This is a genomic window from Pseudomonas sp. AF32 (assembly GCF_022342325.2).
In the GTDB taxonomy this organism is placed as follows: domain Bacteria; phylum Pseudomonadota; class Gammaproteobacteria; order Pseudomonadales; family Pseudomonadaceae; genus Aquipseudomonas; species Aquipseudomonas uvaldensis.
Genome location: NZ_RQJK02000022.1, coordinates 32773 through 56036 on the forward strand (window position 1 = coordinate 32773; position 23264 = coordinate 56036).

At 63.3% G+C, this 23264-nt stretch carries 19 protein-coding genes; 15 read left to right on the forward strand and 4 right to left on the reverse strand.

Annotation, left to right across the window (positions count from 1 at the left end):
* The first annotated feature begins 46 nt into the window (after positions 1–46).
* From cobW to EGM97_RS20040, 14 genes are all read left to right on the forward strand, one after another.
* Positions 47–1111 carry a cobalamin biosynthesis protein CobW gene (cobW, locus tag EGM97_RS19975; RefSeq protein ID WP_275300718.1) on the forward strand — a complete coding sequence of 355 codons (1065 nt, stop codon included), beginning with the start codon at positions 47–49 and terminating at the stop codon, positions 1109–1111.
* Positions 1112–1114: 3 nt separating this feature from the next.
* On the forward strand, positions 1115–4876 hold the full coding sequence (gene cobN, locus EGM97_RS19980) for a cobaltochelatase subunit CobN (RefSeq protein ID WP_238964356.1): 3762 nt from the start codon (positions 1115–1117) through the stop codon (positions 4874–4876).
* A 73-nt stretch (positions 4877–4949) separates the two neighbouring features.
* Positions 4950–5966 (forward strand): magnesium chelatase ATPase subunit I, encoded by a 1017-nt coding sequence (locus tag EGM97_RS19985; RefSeq protein WP_238964357.1) that lies wholly within the window; start codon positions 4950–4952, stop codon positions 5964–5966.
* A 53-nt stretch (positions 5967–6019) separates the two neighbouring features.
* Positions 6020–6631: a vWA domain-containing protein gene (locus EGM97_RS19990; protein WP_238964358.1), complete on the forward strand. Its 612-nt coding sequence runs from the start codon at positions 6020–6022 to the stop codon at positions 6629–6631.
* Positions 6632–6829: 198 nt separating this feature from the next.
* On the forward strand, positions 6830–8476 hold the full coding sequence (locus EGM97_RS19995) for a phospholipase D-like domain-containing protein (RefSeq protein ID WP_238964359.1): 1647 nt from the start codon (positions 6830–6832) through the stop codon (positions 8474–8476).
* A gap of 69 nt (positions 8477–8545) precedes the next feature.
* A complete protein-coding gene (locus EGM97_RS20000) occupies positions 8546–8869 on the forward strand; it encodes a YdcA family protein (protein ID WP_477788839.1) in 324 nt (107 codons plus the stop codon).
* A 352-nt stretch (positions 8870–9221) separates the two neighbouring features.
* The gene (locus EGM97_RS20005; RefSeq protein ID WP_238964361.1) at positions 9222–10070 is read left to right on the forward strand and encodes a transporter substrate-binding domain-containing protein; all 849 of its coding nucleotides are present in this window, start codon (positions 9222–9224) and stop codon (positions 10068–10070) included.
* Positions 10071–10124: 54 nt separating this feature from the next.
* Positions 10125–10787 carry an amino acid ABC transporter permease gene (locus tag EGM97_RS20010; protein ID WP_238964362.1) on the forward strand — a complete coding sequence of 221 codons (663 nt, stop codon included), beginning with the start codon at positions 10125–10127 and terminating at the stop codon, positions 10785–10787.
* Positions 10788–10796: 9 nt separating this feature from the next.
* Positions 10797–11459 carry an amino acid ABC transporter permease gene (locus EGM97_RS20015; protein ID WP_238964363.1) on the forward strand — a complete coding sequence of 221 codons (663 nt, stop codon included), beginning with the start codon at positions 10797–10799 and terminating at the stop codon, positions 11457–11459.
* Positions 11456–12247, forward strand: coding sequence for an amino acid ABC transporter ATP-binding protein (locus EGM97_RS20020; protein ID WP_238964364.1), 792 nt, complete (start codon positions 11456–11458; stop codon positions 12245–12247). The genes EGM97_RS20015 and EGM97_RS20020 overlap by 4 nt, the downstream gene beginning before the upstream one ends.
* A gap of 25 nt (positions 12248–12272) precedes the next feature.
* Positions 12273–12659, forward strand: a complete 387-nt coding sequence (locus tag EGM97_RS20025; RefSeq protein ID WP_238964365.1) for a RidA family protein — start codon at positions 12273–12275, stop codon at positions 12657–12659.
* Between the two features lie 175 nt (positions 12660–12834).
* Positions 12835–13599 (forward strand): IclR family transcriptional regulator, encoded by a 765-nt coding sequence (locus EGM97_RS20030; protein WP_238964366.1) that lies wholly within the window; start codon positions 12835–12837, stop codon positions 13597–13599.
* 39 nt (positions 13600–13638) lie between these two features.
* Positions 13639–14856 carry an amino acid deaminase gene (locus EGM97_RS20035; protein WP_238964367.1) on the forward strand — a complete coding sequence of 406 codons (1218 nt, stop codon included), beginning with the start codon at positions 13639–13641 and terminating at the stop codon, positions 14854–14856.
* A gap of 153 nt (positions 14857–15009) precedes the next feature.
* On the forward strand, positions 15010–15924 hold the full coding sequence (locus EGM97_RS20040) for a sugar kinase (protein WP_238964368.1): 915 nt from the start codon (positions 15010–15012) through the stop codon (positions 15922–15924).
* 125 nt (positions 15925–16049) lie between these two features.
* Here EGM97_RS20040 and EGM97_RS20045 read toward each other — a convergent pair whose 3' ends face one another.
* Together EGM97_RS20045 and EGM97_RS20050 are read right to left on the reverse strand one after the other, a co-directional pair.
* Positions 16050–16325 carry a peptidylprolyl isomerase gene (locus EGM97_RS20045; protein ID WP_053154239.1) on the reverse strand — a complete coding sequence of 92 codons (276 nt, stop codon included), beginning with the start codon at positions 16323–16325 and terminating at the stop codon, positions 16050–16052.
* Positions 16326–16379: 54 nt separating this feature from the next.
* Positions 16380–18917, reverse strand: coding sequence for a hybrid sensor histidine kinase/response regulator (locus tag EGM97_RS20050; protein ID WP_238964369.1), 2538 nt, complete (start codon positions 18915–18917; stop codon positions 16380–16382).
* A 123-nt stretch (positions 18918–19040) separates the two neighbouring features.
* On the opposite strand from EGM97_RS20050, the gene EGM97_RS20055 reads away from it, so the two are divergent.
* Positions 19041–20156 (forward strand): PilT/PilU family type 4a pilus ATPase, encoded by a 1116-nt coding sequence (locus EGM97_RS20055; protein ID WP_238964370.1) that lies wholly within the window; start codon positions 19041–19043, stop codon positions 20154–20156.
* A 156-nt stretch (positions 20157–20312) separates the two neighbouring features.
* Here the strand turns inward: EGM97_RS20055 and EGM97_RS20060 are convergent, their stop codons facing one another.
* On the reverse strand, positions 20313–22268 hold the full coding sequence (locus tag EGM97_RS20060; RefSeq protein ID WP_238964371.1) for an acetoacetate--CoA ligase: 1956 nt from the start codon (positions 22266–22268) through the stop codon (positions 20313–20315).
* 215 nt (positions 22269–22483) lie between these two features.
* On the reverse strand, positions 22484–23260 hold the full coding sequence (gene hbdH / locus EGM97_RS20065) for a 3-hydroxybutyrate dehydrogenase (protein ID WP_238964372.1): 777 nt from the start codon (positions 23258–23260) through the stop codon (positions 22484–22486).
* Positions 23261–23264: the final 4 nt, after the last annotated feature.

Sequence of the window (23264 nt, forward strand, 5' to 3'; positions counted from 1 at the left end):
AGCGGTTGTCGTCCCGTTTGCCCGCCACCTTGCCAAAGGGCATCCGATGAAAACACTGGCCAAGCTCCCCGTCACCATCGTTACCGGTTTCCTCGGCTCGGGTAAGACCACCTTGCTGCGGCACATGCTCGACAACGCCCAGGGCCGGCGTATCGCCGTCATCGTCAACGAGTTCGGTGAGCTGGGCATTGACGGCGAGATCCTCAAGCAATGTTCCATCGGCTGCACCGAGGAAGAAGCCAGCGGTCGCGTCTATGAACTGGCCAACGGCTGCCTGTGCTGCACGGTGCAGGAAGAGTTCTTCCCGGTGATGCGTGAGTTGGTCGCACGCCGTGGCGACCTCGACCATATCCTCATCGAGACCTCCGGGCTGGCGCTGCCCAAGCCGCTGGTCCAGGCTTTCCAGTGGCCGGAAATCCGCAGTGCCTGCACCGTCGACGCAGTGATCACCGTGGTCGACAGCCCGGCCGTGGCCGCAGGCACGTTCGCCGCCTTCCCGGACCAGGTGGATGCCCAGCGCAAGCTCGACCCGAACCTGGACCACGAATCGCCCTTGCATGAACTGTTCGCCGACCAACTGGCCAGCGCCGACCTGGTGATTCTCAACAAGGCTGACCTCATCAGCCCGGACGATCTGGCGAAAGTACGCCTGGAAGTCGCCGAGGAGCTGCCGCCGGCAGTCAAGGTCATCGAAGCCAGCAGCGGTCGCCTTCCGTTGGACGTGCTGATCGGCCTGGGCGCCGGCTCCGAAGAGCACATCGACAGCCGTCACAGTCACCACGATCATCACCATGACGGCGACGATGACGACCACGACCATGACGCCTTCGATTCCATTTCCATCGAACTGCCCCAGGCCGACGAAAGCCTGCTGCTGGACGCACTGACCCAACTGGTGGTCCAGCACAACGTGCTGCGGGTCAAGGGGTTCGCGGCGATCCCGAACAAGCCGATGCGCCTGTTGATCCAGGGGGTGGGCACGCGCTTCGACAAGCATTTCGATCGCCAGTGGGGCGCCGAAGAAGCGCGCGTCACCCGTCTGGTGCTGATCGGCCAGACCCTGGACGCCACTCAACTTGAAGCGCAACTGCGCGCCGCCCTCAGCGCCTGAGCCATGCACCTGCTCAGGACCCAGCCCGGCGGTTTCGTGTCGGATGACAACATCGCCGACCTGGGGCAAACCCCCGCCGAGCTGGTGATCCTGTGCAGCGGCGACAGCAGTCTGGCGCTGTTGGCCGAAGCGGCGCGGCAGTTGCCGGACGACTATCCCCAATTCCGTCTTGCCAACCCGATGCAGGTGCAGAACCACGCGTCGGTGGACCTGTATTTCGAAGACGTATTGCGTCACGCCAAAGTGATCCTGTTGTCGCTGCATGGCGGCATCGGCTATTGGCGCTACGGCATCGAACGCCTGATGGAACTGGCCGGGCGTGGCGTGAAACTGATCCTGGTGCCGGGGGACGACCGGCCGGACCCGGAACTCAGTGATTTGAGCAACGTGCCCGCCGCCGACCGCGACCGGCTCTGGCAGTACCTGCGCCAGGGCGGTCTGGGCAACGCCCTTGACCTGTTCCATCAGCTCGCCAGCCAATGGTTCGGCCGCGATTACCCTTGGGGTGAACCGCAAACCCTGCCGCGCACAGCCATCTACCACCCGGACAACACCAGCGCCACCCTGGACGATTGGCGAGCCGACTGGCAGGCCGATCAAACAGTGGCGGCGGTGCTGTTCTATCGCTCTCACTTGCAAGCGGCGAATACCGCGTTCATCGACGTGTTCTGCCAGCGCCTGCAAGCGGCCGGGCTCAATCCCTTGCCGATGGCCGTCGCCAGCCTCAAGGAGCCCGGTTGTCTGGCACAGGTCGAGGACTGGCTGGACGAGGCCGAGGCCGGGGTGATCCTCAACACCACCGGATTCGCCCAGTCCAGTCCCGAAGCGCCGCACCTGCGCCCGTTCCGCCGTAACATCCCGGTGATCCAGGCCATCTGCGCCCAGGACAACGAGCCCGGTTGGCGCGCCAGTGATCAGGGGTTGGGGCCGCGAGACCTGGCCATGCACATTGCCCTGCCGGAGCTGGACGGACGGATCATCAGTCGCCCCATCAGCTTCAAGGACCTGGCCTGGCGCAGCGAGCGCAGCCAGAGCGACGTGGTCTGTTACCGGGCGGCCGCCGAGCGCATGGATTTCGTCGCCGAACTGGCCCGGCGCTGGACCACCCTGGCGCGCCTGCCCAACGCAGAGAAACGTGTGGCGCTGGTCCTCGCCAACTACCCGACCCGGGACGGGCGCATCGGCAACGGGGTGGGCCTGGACACCCCCGCAGCAGCGTTGAACATTCTGCGGGCCTTGCAGGCGGAGGGCTATCCGCTGCCGGCCGAATTACCTCCCAGCGGGACTGCGTTGATCCAGCAGCTACTCGGCGGTGTCAGCAACGATCTGGACAGCCTCGACCTGCGGCCTTGTCACCAGAGTCTGACACTGGAGGCTTACCGGGCGATGTTCGACGCACTGCCCGAGGCCAACCGCCGAGCCGTATTCGAACGCTGGGGCGGTCCCGAGCAGGATCCGATGTTCCGCGAGGGGTGCCTGATGATTGCCGGCCTGCGCCTGGGCCTGACCTTCGTAGGTATCCAACCGGCCCGGGGTTATCAGATCGATCCGAGCGCGGTGTATCACGACCCGGACCTGGTGCCGCCTCACGGTTACCTGGCGTTCTATTTCTGGTTGCGCCATGCCTACGGTGCCCATGGCGTGATTCATGTCGGCAAGCACGGCAACCTCGAATGGTTGCCGGGCAAGGGCGTCGGGTTGTCGGAAAGCTGCTGGCCGGATGCGTTGCTGGGGCCGCTGCCGAATATCTATCCCTTCATCGTCAACGATCCGGGCGAGGGCGCCCAGGCCAAGCGGCGGACCCAGGCGGTGATCATCGACCACCTGATGCCGCCATTGACCCGGGCCGAAACCTACGGACCGTTGCGCAATCTCGAGCTGCTGGCCGACGAATACTACGAAGCACAATTGCTCGACCCTCGCCGTGCCCGGGAATTGCAGCGGGACATCCTCGATCTGGTGCGCGAAACCCATATCGACCGCGAACTTGAACTGGACGGCGACACTGATGCGGCGGTGTGGCTGCCGCGCCTGGACACTTACCTGTGTGACCTGAAAGAGTCGCAGATCCGCGATGGCCTGCACATCCTCGGTGAATCCCCCACTGGCCGGCTGCGCATCGACACCTTGCTGGCGTTGCTGCGCATTCCCCGGGGGGATGGCAAGGGCGCGCAATCGAGTTTGTTGCGGGCGCTGGCCAAGGCGTTCGAGCTGAGTTTCGATCCGCTGGATTGTGCATTGGCCGAGCCCTGGAACGGGGCCTGTCCCGAGGCCTTGCGGCGGGTCAGCGATGAACCTTGGCGCACCCTGGGCGATACCCGGGAGCGCCTGGAATTGTTCGCCGGGCAGTTGATCGAGCAGGCCCTGGCGGGCGAGGTCGAGCAATTGCATGCACCGGGGTGGGGGGCGGTGGGCTGCATCGTCGAGCACCTGCGATCCGTCGTGGCCCCTCGTCTGGACGCCTGCGGCCCGGCGGAAATGCGTGGCCTGCTCGATGCGCTGAGCGGTCGCTTCGTACCGGCCGGCCCAAGTGGAGCGCCGAGTCGAGGACGCCTGGACGTGCTGCCCACCGGACGCAATTTCTTCTCGGTGGACGTGCGCAACCTGCCCACCACCACGGCGTGGCGCATCGGTTTCCAGTCGGCGAACCTGATACTTGAACGGCATTTGCAGGACCACGGCGATCACCTGCGCCAGCTTGGCCTCTCGGTATGGGGCACCGCCACCATGCGCACCGGTGGCGACGACATTGCCCAGGCCATGGCACTGATGGGCGTGCGTCCCGTGTGGGCCACGGGCAGCCAGCGGGTCGATGATTTCGAAATCCTGCCGTTGAGCCTGCTGGACCGGCCTCGGGTCGATGTGACATTGCGGGTGTCCGGGTTCTTCCGGGACGCCTTCGCCAACCTGATCCGGTTGTTCGACGCGGCGGTACAGGCCGTCGCCGCCCTCGATGAGCCGGATGACATGAACCCGCTGGCAGCCAAGGTGCGCAGCGAGCGTGAGGCGTTGTTGGCGTCGGGCCTTGAGCCGGATGCGGCGGCCCGTCAGGCCGGTTGGCGGATCTTCGGCGCCAAGCCCGGCGCCTACGGCGCAGGCGTACAGGGCGCGGTCGACGGACGCCTGTGGCAGAGCCGCGAAGACCTGGCCGAGGTCTACCTTAACTGGGGCGGTTACGCCTATGGCGGCAGCGATGAAGGCACCGCCGCCCGTGAATCGTTCTCCCGGCGCCTGAGCCAGGTGCAAGCGGTCTTGCAGAACCAGGACAACCGCGAGCACGACCTGCTCGACTCCAATGATTACTACCAATTCCAGGGCGGCATGCTGGCGGCCGTGGAAACCCTCAGCGGCGCAGCGGCGGCCAGTTACCACGGCGATCACAGCCAGCCGGATCTGCCGAAGGTTCGGACCTTGAAAGAAGAACTCAACCGGGTCATCCGCTCCCGTGCGGCCAACCCCAAGTGGATCGACGGGGTCAAGCGCCACGGCTATAAAGGTGCGTTCGAACTGGCGGCGACGGTGGACAACCTGTTTGCGTTCGACGCCACCACCCAATTGATCGACGATCACCAGTACGCCTTGCTGGCCGATGCCTACCTGCTCGACCCCGATACTCGGGACTTTGTTCGCCAACACAATCCCGACGCACTGCGGGACATGACCGAGCGCATGCTCGAAGCCCAGCAGCGGGGGATGTGGCAGGATCCGGGGGGGTATCGCGAGGCGCTCGAGAATCTGTTGTTGGATATCGAGGAAGATGGTTAACCAGACACCGCAATACCCTTGCCACAGTTACTCTGTTCACACTGATGTTACCGACCACCTTCGAGAGAACAACATGACCCATCCCCCCCATTTCCCTCTATCCGCCGTGGTCGGCGCCGACCCGCTGAAACTGGCCCTGTGCCTGGCCGCTATCGACCCTAAAATCGGCGGCGTGCTGATCGAGGGCCCGCGGGGCATGGCCAAGTCGACATTGGCCCGGGGCCTGGCGGATCTGCTGGCGAGCGGGCAATTCGTTACCTTGCCCTTGGGCGCCACTGAAGAGCGGCTGGTGGGTACGCTCGATCTCGACGCGGCGCTGGGGGAAGGGCGCGCGCAGTTTTCCCCCGGCGTGCTGGCCAAGGCCGACGGTGGCGTGCTGTACGTCGATGAGGTGAACCTGCTGCCCGATCATCTGGTGGACCTGCTGTTGGATGTGGCGGCCAGTGGCGTCAACCTGATCGAGCGCGATGGCATTTCCCACCGGCATCCGGCACGTTTCGTGTTGATCGGCACGATGAACCCGGAAGAGGGCGAATTGCGCCCGCAACTGCTCGACCGTTTCGGCCTGAACGTGGCCCTCGACGGCCATACCGCGCCGGCCGAGCGTGGACAGATCATTCGTCGGCGGCTGGATTTCGACAGCGATCCGGTGGCGTTCTGTGCCGAGTGGTCGCTGGCTCAGCAACAGTTGCGCGAGCGTTGCCAGCGAGCCCGCGACCGGTTGCCCGCCATCGCCCTGGACGATGTTTCACTGGGGCAGATCACCGAGCGTTGTTTCGCTGCCGGCGTCGACGGTTTGCGTGCCGATCTGGTCTGGCTGCGGGCTGCTCGGGCTCATGCCGCATGGCGCGGTGCCGACGCCATCGACGCTGAAGACATCGACGCCGTGGCCGAATTTGCCTTGCGTCACCGCAAGCGTGGCCATTCGATGCCCGCACCGGCACCGGCACCGGCACCGTCCCAGGCCCCGACCACGGCCGAAACGGCTTCGGAGCCGATGGAAGGCCAGGGGCAGTGGGGGGATCTGCCGGCCCCTGCGCTGCCGACCGGTGCCCGGCGCGACGTGCCGATCTGGCCAAAAAAGCCTTAGGCATCCGCCCCCGTTCGCCCGAGGGGGCGGATGCCAGGCCCCGGGCGGGACAGTTGGGCCAGGGACGCCAGGGGCGCGGTAAAGCGGCGGCCAGCGGCACGGTGAATTGGCCGGCGACCTTGCTCAACGGGCGTCCGCGCCAGCGTAAAGACCTGCGTTTGGAGGAGCGCCACCGTTCGCCCCATGAACTGTGGCTGGTGGTCGTGGATGCCTCGGCTTCGACCCGTCGTCATCGGGCCTTGAGCGATGGCAAGGGCCTGCTGGCGCAACTGTTCGACAACGCTTATCGACAGCGCGCCCGGTTGGCACTGCTCAAGGCCAGTGGCGTTGCCCCGACCTGGCAGGTGCAAGGACCCAAGGCCTCAACCGGGTTGCGGAATTGGCTCGATGATCTGGGCGCCGGTGGTGGTACGCCGTTGCTGGCGGCGTTGAACGAGGCCCGACACTGGTTGGCTGCCCGACGCAAGCGTTTCCCGACGGAGCAGCAGCGGGTGCTGGTGATGACGGACGGGCGTGTAAGAGAGGAGCTTTCGTTGTCGCCTCTCGATTGCCCGTGCCTGCTGATCGACATCGAGCGTGGTCCGATCCGGTTGGGCCGGGCCCGGCAGTTGGCGGGGCAGTTGCAGGCTGAGTATCGGCATATCGATGAAGAGTTGCCGGGTTGAGGCTTGTATTGACTGCCAAGGCCCAATCGCGAGCAGGCTCGCTCTCACAGTGGATGTGTGGTGAACACATAACTGCCGGACACCAGCTCCCCCTGTGGGAGCGAGCCTGCTCGCGATTGGCATCACCTCGGTCCCGGATCTGCATACTGAAGTTGGATCACTACACTATGCTCAGCCAGCCCTCACAAGGAGTGAACCATGCGCACCCTCGTCACCAACCCCCAGGACGATTTCCGGGTCAAGGCCTACGCCGGCACCAATGGCGTGCTGTTGGCCATGGACCTGGCCGAACACCGGCGCAAGGGCTTGCTGGGCTTTGCCATCGAAAAACAACAGGGCGACAAGCCGTGGCTGTTCCTGTTCAACAGCCTGACCTTCCCCGATAAGGCCCACACCTTTCCCCAGTTCCACGCCACGCCCAGCGATAAGGCACCGTTGCAGAAATTTCGCTGGGCCGACTATGCCGTCAATCCCGGCGTGACCCTTCACTACCGCGTGCACCTGGCTTATGGCAGCCCGGATGCGCCGCAATTGGGGGAATCCCTGGAGGTTACGGTCACCAGCGACGACGGCCAGCCGGCCGACCAGCGGGTGATCTTCAATCGTGCCGTGGCCGCCAGCCAGGCGTTCCAACGCAAGTTTCCCGAGCTGGATGCGTTGATCAGTGCCAACAAGCACCTCTCCATCGATGACTGGCCCGATGCGCCACGCCGTTGGCTGGAAAACGGCCTGCTGGGGCGCGTGATCGGTTTCATCGACCGGGCGCTGGATGCCTCCTGGGCCCTGGATATCGCCATCTACGAGTACGAGCTGCCAGTGATCGTCGATGCGGTGAATGCTGCGTTCACCCGTGGTGCACAGGTGCGGGTGCTGTACCACGCCGAGCCGGGCGACGACACCACGTTGCGCAACGAAGCCAGCCTTGAAAAGCTGCCGGCCGCCAACAAGCGCGGACGGGTGACCCACAATATTTTCCACGACAAGTTCATCGTCCTGAGCAAAGTCGATGGCGCCGGGGCGCTACAGCCCGAGGCCGTCTTGTGCGGCAGCACCAACTTCACCGCCAACGGCGTCTACCGCCAGGCGAATGTCGTTCATGTACTGGACGATCCCAGGGTGAGCGACAGCTATCACCAGGTCTTCGAACAAATCTGGGCGACCCCCGGCGATGTCGATGCCACCCGTGAATGGCTCAATCGCAACAACCCCATGAAGCCGGAACAGCCGTTGTTCGCTGGATTCTCGCCGCGCACGGGAGAGGGCGACCTGGACCGCTTCGTCGACATCATCAACGGCGCCCGCAAGGATCTGCTGTTCGTCACTGCATTTGTCCTGCCTGACCAGATCCTCGACGCCTTGCTCGGCAAGCCCCACGACGACGTCCTGCGCTACGGCCTGCAAAACACCACCAGCCGCATCACCGGTTTCCATGCCGACCGCACCGCGGAATTCGCCGCCACGGCGCTGCTCAACACCGGTCTGGAAGGCTGGCTCAGGGAAAACATGAAAGGCCAGAAAGGCAACCTGCTGGTGCACACCAAGGCCATCGTCACCGACTTCACCAGCGACACGCCGACCATCATCAGCGGCAGCCACAACCTGAGTGCCGCGGCCAGCAGCGGTAACGACGAGAACTACCTCATCATCCAGGGCGACACCGACCTGGCCGACCGCTACGGGCTGGAACTGCTGCGGTTCTACGAGCATTACCGGTTTCGCTACTTTGCGAAAAAACTCGCTCTCAAGCAGGTCAGACCGTTGGCCACGGATGACAGTTGGACTGATGACTATTACCGCGACGGGGATCTGCGGATGTTGTCCAGGGTGAGGTTTTGCGGGCGCTAGATGTAGGCGATATGCAGTGATAGCATAAGGCTACTTTTCAGCCGGGAAGCTGTCATGAATCTACATGGAATGTCCGGTTCTCTTCGCGTCGGTGTCGCGATCTTGCTGTTGGCGCTCGGTACTTCGACCCTGGCGGCCAACCAACCCTGCTCTGGACGCAAAGGTGGGATCGCCGGGTGTGATGGCGACACCTTTCTTTGCAACGACGGCTCCATCAGCGCTTCGAAAAAATCCTGTTCCGCTACGCTGGGGCTTCGCAATGAAGCCCCGCCGCAGTCGTTGCTCAAATCCTCTGAAGGCTGCCAATGCGGCAGTGGCAATTACTGCGTGGGACCGCGGGGCGGGGTTTATTGCCTGACGCCGGGTGGCAGCAAGAGTTACAAGCGAAAATAGCCCGAACACCGCCAAACCATTGTGGGAGCGAGCCTGCTCGCGATAGCGGAGTGTCAGCCAATGAAGATAAGGCTGACCTGACGCCATCACGAGCAGGTTCGCCCCCACAGGGTGCACATCGCGGTTCCGATTTGGGGCCTGGTGACACGCCCACTCGTAGCCAACGGTAGCAACCTGGGTGCGGCCCGCGAACGCCGGAAACACCTCGGATTTTCCATCCTCCTGATTTCATTCACTTTCCTTTTTCCTCCCCCAGAGGCTCCGATCCTGTGGCACACTTTCTGCTGTCTATTCCGTTGTTACATACCTAGTTCCGGTATAGCGGAATAAAACCCATCCTGGAGTGCTTGCCATGCATCGCCGACCTTCCTTGTTCAAAGCGTGTGTTTTTCTCTTCGCGGCCACGACGGCTGCCATGGGTGTCGCCGAGGCGGCCGACAGCAAACTGGACAGTGTGCTGCAACGCGGGAAATTGATTGTGGGCACGGGCAGCACCAATGCGCCGTGGCACTTCCAGGGAGCGGATGGCAAGTTGCAGGGTTTCGATATCGATATAGCGCGGATGGTCGCCAAGGGGCTGTTCAATGACCCGGAGAAAGTCGAGTTCGTGGTGCAGTCCTCCGACGCACGCATCCCCAACCTGCTGACCGACAAGGTCGACATCAGTTGCCAGTTCATCACCGTCACCGCCAGCCGCGCCCAGCAAGTGGCCTTCACCTTGCCGTACTACCGCGAAGGCGTCGGCCTGCTGCTGCCCGCCAACAGCAAATACAAGGAAATCGAAGACCTCAGGGCCACCGGTGACAGTGTCACCGTGGCGGTTCTGCAGAACGTCTACGCCGAAGAATTGGTGCATCAGGCGCTGCCCAAAGCCAAGGTCGACCAGTACGACAGCGTCGACCTGATGTATCAGGCCGTGAACTCCGGGCGCGCCGATGCCGCCGCCACCGACCAATCCTCGGTCAAGTACCTGATGGTGCAGAACCCCGGCCGTTACCGCAGCCCGGCCTACGCCTGGAGCCCGCAGACCTACGCCTGCGCGGTCAAGCGCGGCGACCAGGACTGGCTGAACTTCGTCAACACCACCTTGCATGAAGCCATGACCGGCGTGGAATTCCCCACCTATGCCGCGTCGTTCAAGCAATGGTTCGGCGTGGAGCTGCCGTCGCCGGCGATCGGTTTCCCTGTCGAATACAAATGACCCCGTGAGCCCGGGGCGCCGCTGTGAGGCGCCCCGTCGAAGGTACTGTCGACCATGAATTATCAGTTGAACTTTGCCGCCGTCTGGCGCGATTTCGACACCTTGCTGGCGGGACTCGGCCTGGGGCTTTCCCTGGCGCTGGTGTCGATCGCCATCGGTTGCGTGATCGGCCTGGCGATGGCGTTCGCGCTGCTCAGCAAGCATCGGCTCCTGCGGGCCGCCGCGTCGGTGTACGTCACGGTGATCCGCAATACGCCGATCCTGGTGTTGATTCTGTTGATCTACTTCGCCTTGCCGAGCCTGGGTATTCGCCTGGACAAGCTGCCGTCGTTCGTCATCACGCTCTCGCTGTACGCCGGGGCCTACCTGACCGAAGTGTTCCGCGGCGGGTTGCTGAGCATCCACAAGGGCCAGCGCGAGGCGGGGCTGGCCATCGGCCTGGGCGAGTGGCAGGTCAAAGCCTATATCACCGTGCCGGTGATGCTGCGCAACGTGCTGCCGGCCTTGTCGAACAACTTCATTTCGCTGTTCAAGGACACCTCCCTGGCGGCGGCGATTGCCGTGCCGGAGCTGACCTACTACGCCCGCAAGATCAACGTGGAGAGCTACCGGGTGATCGAAACCTGGTTGGTGACCACGGCCCTGTATGTTGTGGCCTGTTACCTCATTGCCATGGTGTTGCGGTATTTCGAGCAGCTCCTGGCAATCCGCCGTTAGGAGCGTCCCATGTACGAATCCCCCAGTTGGTTGCATGAGTTGTGGGTCGCCCGGGACACCCTGTGGGCCGGATTCCTCACCAGTGTGCAGTGTTCGGTATTGGCGATTTTGCTGGGCACCTTGATCGGTCTGGTCGCCGGATTGGTGCTGACGTACGGCAGGACCTGGATGCGCGCGCCGTTTCGCTTCTATGTCGACCTGATTCGCGGTACACCGGTGTTCGTGCTGGTGCTGGCCTGCTTCTACATGGCGCCAGCGCTGGGCTGGCAGATCGGCGCGTTCCAGGCTGGTGTCCTGGGCCTGACGCTGTTCTGCGGTTCCCACGTGGCCGAGATCGTGCGCGGTGCCTTGCAGGCGTTGCCGCGTGGGCAGATGGAAGCCAGCCAGGCCATCGGCCTGACCTTTTACCAGGCATTGGGTTATGTGCTGTTGCCCCAGGCCCTGCGGCAGATCCTGCCGACCTGGGTCAATTCCTCCACCGAGATCGTCAAGGCGTCGACCCTGCTGTCGGTGATCGGCGTCGCCGAGCTGCTGCTCAGCACCCAACAGATCATCGCCCGGACCTTCATGACCCTGGAGTTCTATCTGTTCGCCGGGTTTCTCTTTTTCATCATCAATTACGCCATCGAATTGCTCGGTCGGCACATTGAAAAGCGGGTGGCCTTGCCATGACTGACGTTTCGACTTCCACCAACGCCCGACCGCTGCTGGACATTCGCGGTCTGCGCAAACAATACGGCCCACTGGAAGTGCTCAAGGGTGTGGACCTGAGCATGCAGCGCGGCAACGTGGTCACGCTGATCGGCTCCAGCGGCTCGGGCAAGACCACGCTGCTGCGCTGCGTGAACATGCTGGAAGAATTCCAGGGCGGCCAGATCGTGCTCGACGGCGAGTCCATCGGCTATGACGAGGTCGATGGCAAGCGCGTGCGCCACGCCGAAAAGGTCATCGCCCGGCACCGGGCCATGACCGGCATGGCCTTCCAGCAATTCAACCTGTTTCCCCACCTGACCGCGTTGCAGAACGTCACCCTGGGCTTGCTCAAGGTGAAAAAACTGCACAAGGACGAAGCGGTGGCCCTGGCCGAGAAATGGCTGGAGCGGGTCGGCCTGCTGGAACGTCGCGATCATTTTCCCGGTCAGTTGTCCGGCGGCCAGCAACAGCGGGTGGCGATTGCCCGAGCGATTGCCATGAACCCCAGCCTGATGCTGTTCGATGAAGTGACCTCGGCCCTCGATCCGGAACTGGTGGGCGAGGTCCTGAACGTGATCAAGGGCCTGGCCGAAGACGGCATGACGATGCTGCTGGTGACCCACGAGATGCGCTTCGCCTTCGAGGTGTCCGACAAGATCGTATTCATGAACCAGGGGCGCATCGAGGAGCAGGGGCCACCGAAAGCATTGTTCGAGCGCCCGCAATCCCCGCGCTTGGCGGAATTTCTCAAGAACACTCGTTTTTAATCCCATTCGACAAGGAGAAACACCCATGAGTATTACGCGCTACGGCACCGGCAGCACCGCAGGCGGCGGTCAGCCTCGCCCATTCGCCCGCGCGGTGGAGGCCGACGGCTGGTTGCATGTGTCCGGCCAAGTGCCGGCGGTGGATGGCGAGATCATTGCCGGGGGGATCGTCGAGCAGACGCACCAGACCATGAAGAACCTGATCGCCATCCTCGAAGAGGCCGGCTACGGCCTGGAGGACGTCGTGCGTTGCGGCGTGTGGCTGGACGATCCGCGGGATTTCTGGAGCTTCAACAAGGTGTTCGGCGAATACTTTAGCCCGGAACACGCTCCGGCCCGGGCTTGTGTGCAGGCCAGCATGATGGTCGATTGCAAGGTTGAGATCGATTGCATTGCCTACAAGAAAAAGTGAGGCCCATCGCGGGCAAGCCTTGCTCCTACAGATCAAGCTGTGCCTGTGGGAGCAGGCTTACTCCCATAAGCGCAAGTATTTTACCTGTGGGAGCAAGGCTTGCCCGCGATAGCGATCTACCAGGCGCCACAACTGTCTGGTTAAACTCCGGGCCAACTGAATGGGAACCCAAGACATGACCGAAGACACCATCAAGCGCCGGGCCCGAGGACTGGATCGGGCGTTCGATATCCTCGATTTCCTCAAGGAAATCGGCCAGCCGCTGCGCCCGAATGATATCGCCAGCGGCATCGGTAGCCCCAAGTCCACGGTCTACGAACTGGTGGCGTCGCTGCTGGAGCGGCGCATCCTCGAACCGGTGGGCAAGGACGGCCATGTCTACTTGGGCCGCCAGTTGTACTTTCTCGGGCAGGCGCACCTGCGGCATTTCGACCTGAGCCGCGAGGCCGATCATGCCTTGCAGGAAATCGTCAGCCAGACCCGGGAAACCGCCCAGATGTGCCTGCTCAACGGGCGCAAGTACACGGTGGCCTTGATGAAGGAGGGCGAGCGGCATTTTCGCATTTCCTCGGACATCGGCGAAAACGCGCCGATCCCCTGGACGGCCTCCGGTCGCCTCTTGCTGGCGCACTTGAGTGATCAACAGATCGTCGATCTGATCGACCCTGATGACTTCATTCTGCCGGACGGTGAGCGCCTGCCTATGGAGCAGTTCCTCAAGGAAATCCGCCAGGCCGGTGTCGATGGCTTTTTCTCCTTCGACAGCGTGGCCGACACCTTCACCCACTGCTTCGCCGCACCGGTCAAAGACCCGGACGGCGTGGCCATCGCGACCCTGTGCATCGTCGCCCCTCGGGCCGACGCCAGGAACAATTACGCCGACTATCGCCGGGTGCTGATCGAAAGCGCCAACAACCTGGCCCGTCGCATCAATGAATAAACCGTCACGGCTGCCTGCGGCCGTGTGAGGAGTTCGAACATGTCCACTGCCATTCATGCCGCTGCCGTAGAAAAGGGCGCCGCCACCGCCGGCCAACACTTGCTGCGGGACGTCAGCCTGCCGGCCCTGGTGCTGCACCGCGAGGCGTTGGAGCACAACATCCGCTGGATGCAAAAATTTGTCAGCGACAGCGGTGCCGAGCTGGCACCCCACGGCAAGACCAGCATGACCCCGGCGCTGTTTCGCCGGCAACTCGATGCCGGGGCCTGGGGCCTGACCCTGGCCACGGCGGTGCAGACCCGTGCCGCCTACGCCCATGGTGTGCGCCGGGTGCTAATGGCCAACCAATTGGTGGGAACGCCGAACATGGCGTTGATCGCCGATTTGCTGGCCGATCCGACATTCGAATTCCATTGCATGGTGGATCATCCGGACAACGTTGCGGACCTGGGCGCGTACTTCGCTTCTCGGGGTGTTCGGCTGAACGTGATGATCGAGTACGGCGTGGTCGGCGGTCGTTGCGGGTGCCGGACCGAGGCCGAGGTATTGGCCCTGGCTGAAGCCGTCCGGGCGCAACCGGCCCTGGCGTTGACGGGTATCGAAGGTTATGAGGGGGTGATCCACGGTGACCACGCCATCAGCGGGATTCGTGCGTTCGCCGCTTCCCTGGTGCGCCTGGCGGTACAGTTGCAGGATGCCGGCGCCTTCGCTATCGCCAAACCGATCATCACCGCCTCGGGGTCGGCCTGGTACGACCTGATCGCCGAATCCTTCGAAGCCCAGAACGCCCACGGACGCTTTCTCAGCGTGCTGCGCCCTGGCAGTTACGTGGCCCACGACCATGGCATCTACAAGGAGGCCCAGTGCTGCGTGCTGGAGCGCCGCAGCGACCTGCACGAAGGCCTGCGCCCGGCCCTGGAAGTCTGGGCCCACGTGCAATCGCTGCCGGAGCCGGGCTTTGCAGTGATCGCCCTGGGCAAGCGCGACGTAGCCTACGACGCCGGGCTGCCGGTGCCACTCAAGCGCTACAAGGCGGGGGCTGAGGGGGTGATGGGCGATGACCTGAACGGCTGCAAGGTGACGGCCGTGATGGACCAGCATGCGTTCATGAACGTGGCGCCGGGTATCGAGCTACGGGTGGGCGACATCATTGCGTTCGGTACTTCCCACCCGTGTTTGACCTTCGACAAATGGCGGGTGGGTTGCCTGGTGGATGAGCAGTTGCGGGTGGTCGAGAGCATGGAGACTTGTTTTTAAGGCTTGAGACCGAGTCGCAGCAATCGCGAGCAGGCTCGCTCCCACACTGGATTGGCTACGAACACATTTTCTGTGACCGCCACGAACCCTGTGGGAGCGAGCCTGCTCGCGATAGCGACCTGCCAGACACTAAAGAACCATCAGGACGCCCCCATGAACGCTCCCAAACCCCGCATCGCCCTGATCGGCGAATGCATGATCGAACTGCAACAACGCGCCGACGGCAGCCTGCAACAGAGCTTCGGCGGCGACACCCTGAACACGGCGGTGTACCTGTCCCGTGCCCTGGGCGACAAAGGCTCGGTGGATTACGTCACTGCCCTGGGCGATGACAGTTTCAGCGATGCCATGTGCCAGAGCTGGGCGGCGGAAAATATCGGATTGGACCGGGTTCAGCGCTTGCCCGGACGTTTGCCGGGCTTGTACTGCATCCAGACCGACGCGGCAGGCGAGCGGCGGTTCCTGTACTGGCGCAACGAAGCGGCAGTGCGCGATTGCTTCACCACGCCGGCGGCCGCGCCGATCCTGGCGGCGTTGCCGGACTACGACGTGCTGTATTTCAGCGGCATAACCCTGGCGGTACTCGGCGAGCAGGGGCGGGCCAGGCTCATTGAAGTCCTGATCCAGGCGCGGCGACGGGGAGCCCAAGTGGTGTTCGACAACAACTATCGACCCAGGCTCTGGGCCTCGGTGGACGCGGCCCGCGCGGCCTATCGCAGTGTCTTGCCGTACGTGGAACTGGCCCTGCTGACGGTGGACGACGAACAGGCTCTGTTTGGCCATGCCGACTGCGACGCGGTGTTCGCGGCGTATGCGTCGTTCGGCACGCCGGAAGTGGTGCTCAAGCGCGGCGCCGAAGCCTGCCTGATCCGTTGCGATGGGCTGTCCTATGAGATTCCCGCCCAACGGGTCGAACGCGTGGTGGATACGACCGCGGCGGGGGATTCGTTCAGCGCTGCGTACCTGGCGAGCCGCTTATTGGGGGGCAGTCCGGCAGAGGCCGCCGAGGCCGGGCATCGGCTGGCGAGCCGGGTGATCCAGATGCCGGGGGCGTTGATCCCCAGATAATGGAAACACCCCACAACCTGTGGGAGCGAGCTTGCTCGCGATAGCGCCAGATCAGCCACCATGAGTATCGGCTGATACACCGCTATCGCGAGCAGGCTCGCGCCCACAAGGGCTTGGCCCGTCAGTTAGTCCCGGTAAAACACCTGCACCAGGTGATACCCGAACTTGCTCTTGATCGGCCCATGCACCACCCGCAACGGCTTCTTGAAGATCACTGCATCGATCGCGCCGACCATCTGCCCTGGCCGAATTTCACCCAGATCGCCACCGCGCTTGCCGGAGGGGCAGGTGGAGTATTTCTTTGCCAGCACGTCGAAGGCTTCGCCCTTGGCGATGCGTTGCTTGAGCTGTTCGGCTTCTTCGGCGGTTTTCACCAGGATATGGCGGGCTTGGGCTTTCATTGCAGCGGTGACCTGAGCGGTGGCGGGGCGACGGGGCGGCGATTATGCCTCAAGTCAGGTGCCATGGTTGATCATCGTCCGAATCTTGTTGGCCAACAGGTCCAGGGAGAACGGTTTGGCGACCATGTCCATGCCCTGTTCCAGGAAACCCTGGCGTTCGGCGGCCTTTTGCGCGTACCCGGTCATGAACAGCACTTTCAGGTCGGGCCGGTGCTGGCGCGCAATTTCAGCCAATTGACGACCGTTCATGCCAGGCAGGCCGACGTCGGTGACCAGCAAGTCGATCCGCCGGTCCGACTCCAGCAGTGGCAGGGCCATTTTGGCGTCCTTGGCTTCCAGGGCGGCGTAACCCAAGGCCTCCAACAAGTCGAGCACCAGCATCCGGACCGCGGGTTCGTCTTCCACCAGCAATACGGTCTCCCCGGCAATCGCGGCTGGCGCGTCGACGGTCTCGGCCTCGGTGTGCTGCTCGGCAGGTGCCACGTACAGGCGCGGGAGGTATAACTGCACCCGCGTGCCCTGGCCCGGCATGCTGTCCAGACTCAGGTGTCCACCCGACTGCTGGGCGAACCCGTAGATCATTGACAAGCCCAGGCCGGTGCCCTGGCCGATGGGCTTGGTGGTGAAGAAGGGGTCGAAGGCCTTGGCCAGTACGGAAGGGGTCATGCCGCTACCGTTGTCGCTGACGGCGATCATCACATAATCCCCGGCCTTGACCGGCTCCAGGGTGCTGATATCGCTGCCGTCGAGGTAGATGTTGGCGGTTTCGATAGTCAGCTCGCCGCCATCGGGCATGGCATCCCTGGCGTTGATCACCAGGTTGAGCAGGGCGTTTTCCAGCTGGCTGGCATCGGTGCTGATCGGCCAAAGCTCATCGGCCAATTGCAGCCGCAGCAGGATGTGATCGCCTGTGGTCCGGCTCAGCAGGTCTTCGAGTGAATGCACCAGGTCGTTGGGGTTCAGCGGCTTGCGGTCCAGGGACTGGCGCCGGGAGAACGCCAGCAGCCGGTGGGTCAGGGCCGCGGCGCGATTGGCCGAGGACATGGCCGCTTCGGTGAAGCGACCGATTTCGGCGGCGCGGCCATTGGCGATGTAGCGCTGCATCAGGTCGAGACTGCCCAGGATGCCGGTCAGCATATTGTTGAAGTCGTGGGCGATACCGCCGGTGAGCTGGCCCACGGCTTCCATTTTCTGGGCATGGCGCAGGGCTTCTTCGGCGCGTTCGCGTTCGAACATCTCGCTCTGCAGGCGCTGGTTGGCTTCGGCCAGTTGTCGGGTACGGGCGATGACCCGCTCTTCCAGCGTTTCGTTGAGGTGCCGCAGGGCTTCCTCGGTTTTCTTGCGTTCGGTCTCGTCGATCACAAAGATGTAGAAGCCGTTCACCGCGCCGTCCGCGCCGTGGCGGGGCAGGTAGTTGACCAGCGCGTGGCGCGGCCGGCCATCGCGATGGGAGGTCTGCACAGCGAAGCTGCACGGTTTGCCGGCCAGCGCCCCGGCGATCTGCTCGGCGCGAGCGGCATAGGCCTCTTCCCCGAGGACCTCGCGGATGGTCTTGCCGTACAGCTCCTGCGGGGTGAGGCCGTACCAATCCAGGTAAGCGCTGTTGTTCAGCCGGAAACGCTCTTCGTGGTCCACGTAGCTGATCAGCACCGGCATGGCGTTGATGATCAGCTGCAGTTCGGTCTGGCTCTGGCGCAGGGCCTGTTCGGTACGCTTGCGCTCGGTCAGGTCCAGGGCAGCGCCGAGAAAGCGCTTGGGCCGGCCATGGCGATCCTTGTAGCAACGACCGCGCACGAACACCCAGCGCAGTTCGCCGTCGGGCTGCAGCAGGCGGTATTCCTCGGCGTACTCGCTGCCGTGGGTGATGCAATGCTTGATACTGCGGGCCACCATGGCCCGGTCTTCAGGGTGCACGCCTTCGAGGTAGGCGCTGATGGGCAACTGGCGCGACAGGCTCGGATCGACCCCATGCAGCAGGGCGAAATGCGCGTCGGCGATGAAACGGTCTTCGCTGATGTCCCAATCCCACGTGCCCAGCGCATCGGCGGCAGCGAGGGCCAATTGCAGACGCTCTTCGCTTTCCTGCTGGGCCTTGAGGCTGGCCTCGGAGCGTCGTTCGAACTCCAGGGCCAGGCGCCGCCGCTCGCTGGTCTCGATGGCGGTGACCAGAATACCTGCCACGGCGCCGTTTTCATCGCGTACGGGGCTGTAGGTCAGGTCCAGCCAGAGGTCGCAGAGGCGGCCGGCGAAGGGCAGACGCCATAGCTGGTCGCGGCAGGTGTGCGTACGACCTTGCAACACGCCCTGGTAAATCGTTTCGGTCGCGCTGCGCAGTTCGGGCCAGGCCTCGTGGGTGGGCTGGCCAAGGGCCCGGGGGTGCTTGTCACCCGCCAGGCGGGAAAAGGCATCGTTGTAGACGTGGACCAGTTGCGGCCCCCACAGCAAGGCCATGGGCATGGGGGAGTGGAGCACGATGTCCACGGCGGTGCGCAGGCTTTGCGGCCAGGTTTCGGGGGCGCCCAGCGGGCTAGAGGTCCAGTCCAGTCGGGCGATCAGGCGCTGGGTAACGCTGCCGGCGGGTGTCGCGTTCATCACGGAGTCCCTGGATGTCGTGTGGTGTCGACTATCCTCTGAAAAAGGAAAGCGCGGGTTGGTCTGGAAGATTGCATGCTCGGGTCAACGTGTTTCATTGATATCTCGCGGAAGTTTCAGTCCATGGAAATTGATCCCTTGTTGCGAATCCTGGCGAGCCAGGATGGCTCCGACCTTTACCTGTCCACCGGTGCGCCACCGTGCGCCAAATTCGAAGGCGCGCTCAAGCCATTGGGCACCCAGGCGTTCAAGGTCGGCGACATCGCCGGGCTCGCCGAGTCTTTGATGGACGCCGAACAGCGTCTTGAGTTCGATCGGGAACTGGAAATGAACCTGGCCATTTCTCTGGCCGGTGTCGGGCGATTCCGGGTCAACATCTTCAAGCAGCGCAATGACGTGTCGATGGTGATACGCAACGTCAAACTGGATATTCCGCGCTTCGAAGACCTCAAGCTGCCCAAGATACTGCTGGACACCATCATGCAGAAGCAGGGGTTGATGCTGTTCGTCGGTGCGACGGGTTCGGGCAAGTCCACTTCCCTGGCGGCGCTGATCGACTACCGCAATCGCAACAGCAGCGGCCATATCATTACCATCGAAGACCCGGTGGAATATATCCATCGGCACAAGAAGTCGATCATCAACCAACGGGAAGTGGGCGTCGATACCCGCAGCTTCCACGCCGCCCTGAAAAATACCCTGCGCCAGGCACCGGACGTGGTGCTGATCGGGGAAATCCGCGACCGTGAAACCATGGAGCATGCCCTGGCCTTCGCCGACACCGGACACTTGGTGATTTCCACCCTGCATGCCCACAACGCCAACCAGGCCCTGGACCGGGTGATCAATTTCTTTCCGGAAGAGCGACGGCCGCAACTGCTCAATGATTTGGGCAACAACCTCAAGGCATTCGTGTCCCAGCGCCTGGTGCGCACTCGTACGGGGCAACGTCGGGCCGCCGTGGAGGTCATGCTGGGCTCGCCCACGGTGGCCGACCTGATCCGGCGCAACGAGCTGGGCGAACTCAAGGGCATCATGGAAAAGTCAGAGGAGCTGGGAATGCAGACCTTTGACCAGGCCCTGTTCAACCTGGTGGTCGAAGGGGTGCTCGATGAGGAAGAAGCCCTGAAGAACGCCGATTCGGCGAATAACCTGCGCTTGCGATTGAAGTTGCATGCCGAGTCGGGCACGGCTCCCCCGGCCGATCCGGCAGCGGGGGAGTGGGGATTGATGGATTGACGTTGTGGCGAGGGGATTTATCCCCGCTGGGCTGCGAAGCAGCCCTAAATCCAGACACCGAGGTGTATCAGAAAGACTGTGTTGGCTGCTTTGGGTCTGCTTCGCAGCCCAGCGGGGATAAATCCCCTCGCCACAGAAAAGCGGTTTGTGCTGCGTCTAGACAGTCAGCTCTACCCGATCCCGAAACAGCTCCAGTGCCTCGGGGTTGGCCAGGGCGTCGGTGTTTTTCACGGCTTCGCCATGCACCACGTTACGCACCGCCAGCTCCACCACCTTGCCGCTGATGGTCCGTGGAATGTCGCTGACCGCCAGGATCTTCGCCGGGACATGGCGTGGCGTGGTGTTTTCGCGGATGACCTGGCGGATCCGTTGCTCCAGCGCTTCATCCAGCACCACGCCATCGCGCAAGCGCACGAACAGCACCACCCGCACATCACCTTGCCATTGCTGGCCGATGGCGACGCTGTCCAGCACTTCCTCGACTTTTTCCACCTGCCGATAGATTTCCGCCGTGCCGATACGCACCCCGCCGGGGTTGAGCACCGCATCGGAGCGTCCGTGGATCAGAAAACCGCCGTGGGGCAGTTCTTCGGCGTAGTCGCCCTGGGCCCATACGCCGGGGAACTGACTGAAGTAGGAAGCACGCAGCTTTTCCTGATGGGGATCGTTCCACAAGCCGATGGGCATCGCCGGGAAATGCCGGGTGCACACCAGTTCGCCTTTCTCGCCGATGATGGCCTGCCCAGCCTCGTTCCAGACCTGCACCGCCATGCCCAGGCTCTTGCCTTGCATCTCGCCGCGACGCACCGCTGACAGCGGGTTGCCATTGACGAAACACGACACGATGTCGGTGCCGCCGGACATCGACGCCAGGCAGACGTCGGCCTTGAAGTCGCGGTACACATAGTCGTAGCTATGGGGCGCCAGCGCCGAACCGGTGGACAGGACGGTCTTCAGACTGCCCAGGTCGTGAGATTGCCGGGGTTTCAGGCCCTGGCTTTCCAGCGCCGCGAGGAATTTCGGGCTGGTACCGAACACGCTGATGCGCTGCTGGTCGATCAGGTCCAGCAGGCGTTCGGGGCCGGGATGAAACGGCGATCCGTCGTAGAGGATCACGGCGCTGCCGACGGCGAGCGCCGAGACCAGCCAGTTCCACATCATCCAGCCGCAGGTGGTGTAGTAGAACAGACGATCCTCGGGATCGAGGTCGACGTGCAGGCCGTGCTCCTTTATATGTTGCAGCAAGACACCGCCCGTGCCGTGGACGATGCATTTCGGCACGCCGGTGGTGCCGCTGGAATAGAGGATGTACAGCGGGTGATCGAACGGCACGTGGATGAATGCCGGCTCGCCGCCGGGTTGGTAGAACTCGCCCCACAAAGCAACGTTGGCCGGGGTCTTGAAATCGCCTGGGCCGGCATCGGGTCGGGCATAAGGCAGCACGATCAGTTGTTGCAGCGAAGGCAGTCGTTCGAGGATTTCATTGACCTTGGCCCGCTGGTCGATGACCTTGCCGGCGTAGCGGTAACCGGCGCAGGTCATCAGTACCTTGGGTTCGATCTGGCCGAAGCGGTCGATCACCCCTTGGGTGCCGAAGTCAGGCGACGAGCAGGACCAGATGGCGCCCAGGCTGGTGGCGGCAAGCATGCCCACCAGGGTTTGCCAGGTATTGGGCATGCACGCGGCGACACGATCCCCTTGGGTCACGCCGGCGGCTTGCAGGCTTTTTTGCAGGCCGGCAACGTGGGCGGCCAGTTCGGCCCAGGTCAACTGCGCCTGGTCGCCGTTTTCGTCGACGGCCACCACCGCCACGGCATCGTCGCGACGGCGCAGCAGGTGTTCGGCGAAATTCAGTGTCGCCCCTGGGAACCATTGGGCGCTGGGCATGTGCGGGCCTTCCACCAGCACTTGTGTGGGGGCCTGATGAAAGCGGATATCGAAGAAATCGACGATGGCCTGCCAGAAGGCATCGCGCTGGTCGATACTCCAGGCGTGCAAGGCTGGATAGTCATTGAGTTGCAGGTGGTGCCGCGCGTTGATGAACTGGCGAAAGGCGTTCATGCGCGACCGGGCGATGCGTTCGGGGGCGGGTTGCCAGAGGATGTCGGACATGGGATGCCTCTTGTTTTTATGGCTATACAAACTATAGAGCGGCGGAGCCCGAATTGTGTCGAGGGAACACTCTGTGGCGAGGGGATTTATCCCCGCTGGACCGCGCAGCGGTCCCCAATGGGGTGCCGATACCAGATGCATCGGGTTGATCCTGTTGCGGGCTGCTACGCAGCCCAGCGGGGATAAATCCCCTCGCCACAAGGAAGTCGACGGTCTTACTGAGCCAACCACCCGCCATCGATATTCCACGCCGCGCCGCGCACCTGGCTGCCGGCTTCGCTGCACAAAAACAGCACCAGTTCCCCCAGTTGCGGCGGGGTCACGAACGCCAGGGAAGGTTGTTTCTCGGCCAGCAGGTCGTGTTGGGCCTGTTGCGGGTCGACACCCGAGGCGATGCGGTCGTCGATCTGTTTCTGCACCAGCGGCGTCAGCACCCAACCTGGGCAAATGGCATTGCACGTCACGTTGCTGGTGGCGGTTTCCAGGCCGACCACTTTGGTCAGGCCGATGACCCCGTGCTTGGCGGCGACATAAGCGGCCTTGCCCACCGAGCCGACCTGACCGTGGACCGAGGCGATGTTGACGATCCGTCCCCAGCCTTTGGCGCGCATGCCCGGCAGGCTTAGCCGAGTGGCATGGAACACCGAGGACAGGTTGATGGCGATGATCGAGTCCCAGCGTTCCACCGGGAAGTCCTCCACGGCGGCCACGTGCTGGATGCCGGCGTTGTTGACCAGGATGTCCACGCCGCCAAACTCGCGCTCGGCGTAGGCGAGCATGTCGGCGATCTGCGCCGGGTCGCTGACGTCCGCCGGATGATGGCCGACCTTGCCGCCGAACTGTTTCACCTCGGCGATCACCGCCGAGGCATCGCCAAAACCGTTGAGGATCAGATGGGCGCCGGCCTTGGCCAGACTCAGGGCAATGCCCAGGCCAATGCCGCTGGTAGAACCGGTGACCAGGGCAGTCTTGCCCGAAAGCGTCGTTGTCATGGGA

Bases quoted from the DNA above. Each gene is read 5' to 3' on its own strand.
- EGM97_RS20060 (WP_238964371.1), bottom strand. From the start codon at position 22,268: ATGTCCGACATCCTCTGGCAACCCGCCCCCGAACGCATCGCCCGGTCG.
- EGM97_RS20035 (WP_238964367.1), top strand. From the start codon at position 13,639: ATGTCCACTGCCATTCATGCCGCTGCCGTAGAAAAGGGCGCCGCCACC.
- cobW (WP_275300718.1), top strand. From the start codon at position 47: ATGAAAACACTGGCCAAGCTCCCCGTCACCATCGTTACCGGTTTCCTC.
- EGM97_RS20000 (WP_477788839.1), top strand. From the start codon at position 8,546: ATGTCCGGTTCTCTTCGCGTCGGTGTCGCGATCTTGCTGTTGGCGCTC.
- EGM97_RS20010 (WP_238964362.1), top strand. From the start codon at position 10,125: ATGAATTATCAGTTGAACTTTGCCGCCGTCTGGCGCGATTTCGACACC.
- EGM97_RS20045 (WP_053154239.1), bottom strand. From the start codon at position 16,325: ATGAAAGCCCAAGCCCGCCATATCCTGGTGAAAACCGCCGAAGAAGCC.
- EGM97_RS19985 (WP_238964357.1), top strand. From the start codon at position 4,950: ATGACCCATCCCCCCCATTTCCCTCTATCCGCCGTGGTCGGCGCCGAC.
- EGM97_RS20030 (WP_238964366.1), top strand. From the start codon at position 12,835: ATGACCGAAGACACCATCAAGCGCCGGGCCCGAGGACTGGATCGGGCG.
- EGM97_RS20020 (WP_238964364.1), top strand. From the start codon at position 11,456: ATGACTGACGTTTCGACTTCCACCAACGCCCGACCGCTGCTGGACATT.
- EGM97_RS20040 (WP_238964368.1), top strand. From the start codon at position 15,010: ATGAACGCTCCCAAACCCCGCATCGCCCTGATCGGCGAATGCATGATC.
- hbdH (WP_238964372.1), bottom strand. From the start codon at position 23,260: ATGACAACGACGCTTTCGGGCAAGACTGCCCTGGTCACCGGTTCTACC.
- EGM97_RS20050 (WP_238964369.1), bottom strand. From the start codon at position 18,917: ATGAACGCGACACCCGCCGGCAGCGTTACCCAGCGCCTGATCGCCCGA.
- EGM97_RS20055 (WP_238964370.1), top strand. From the start codon at position 19,041: ATGGAAATTGATCCCTTGTTGCGAATCCTGGCGAGCCAGGATGGCTCC.
- EGM97_RS19995 (WP_238964359.1), top strand. From the start codon at position 6,830: ATGCGCACCCTCGTCACCAACCCCCAGGACGATTTCCGGGTCAAGGCC.
- EGM97_RS20025 (WP_238964365.1), top strand. From the start codon at position 12,273: ATGAGTATTACGCGCTACGGCACCGGCAGCACCGCAGGCGGCGGTCAG.
- EGM97_RS20015 (WP_238964363.1), top strand. From the start codon at position 10,797: ATGTACGAATCCCCCAGTTGGTTGCATGAGTTGTGGGTCGCCCGGGAC.
- cobN (WP_238964356.1), top strand. From the start codon at position 1,115: ATGCACCTGCTCAGGACCCAGCCCGGCGGTTTCGTGTCGGATGACAAC.
- EGM97_RS20005 (WP_238964361.1), top strand. From the start codon at position 9,222: ATGCATCGCCGACCTTCCTTGTTCAAAGCGTGTGTTTTTCTCTTCGCG.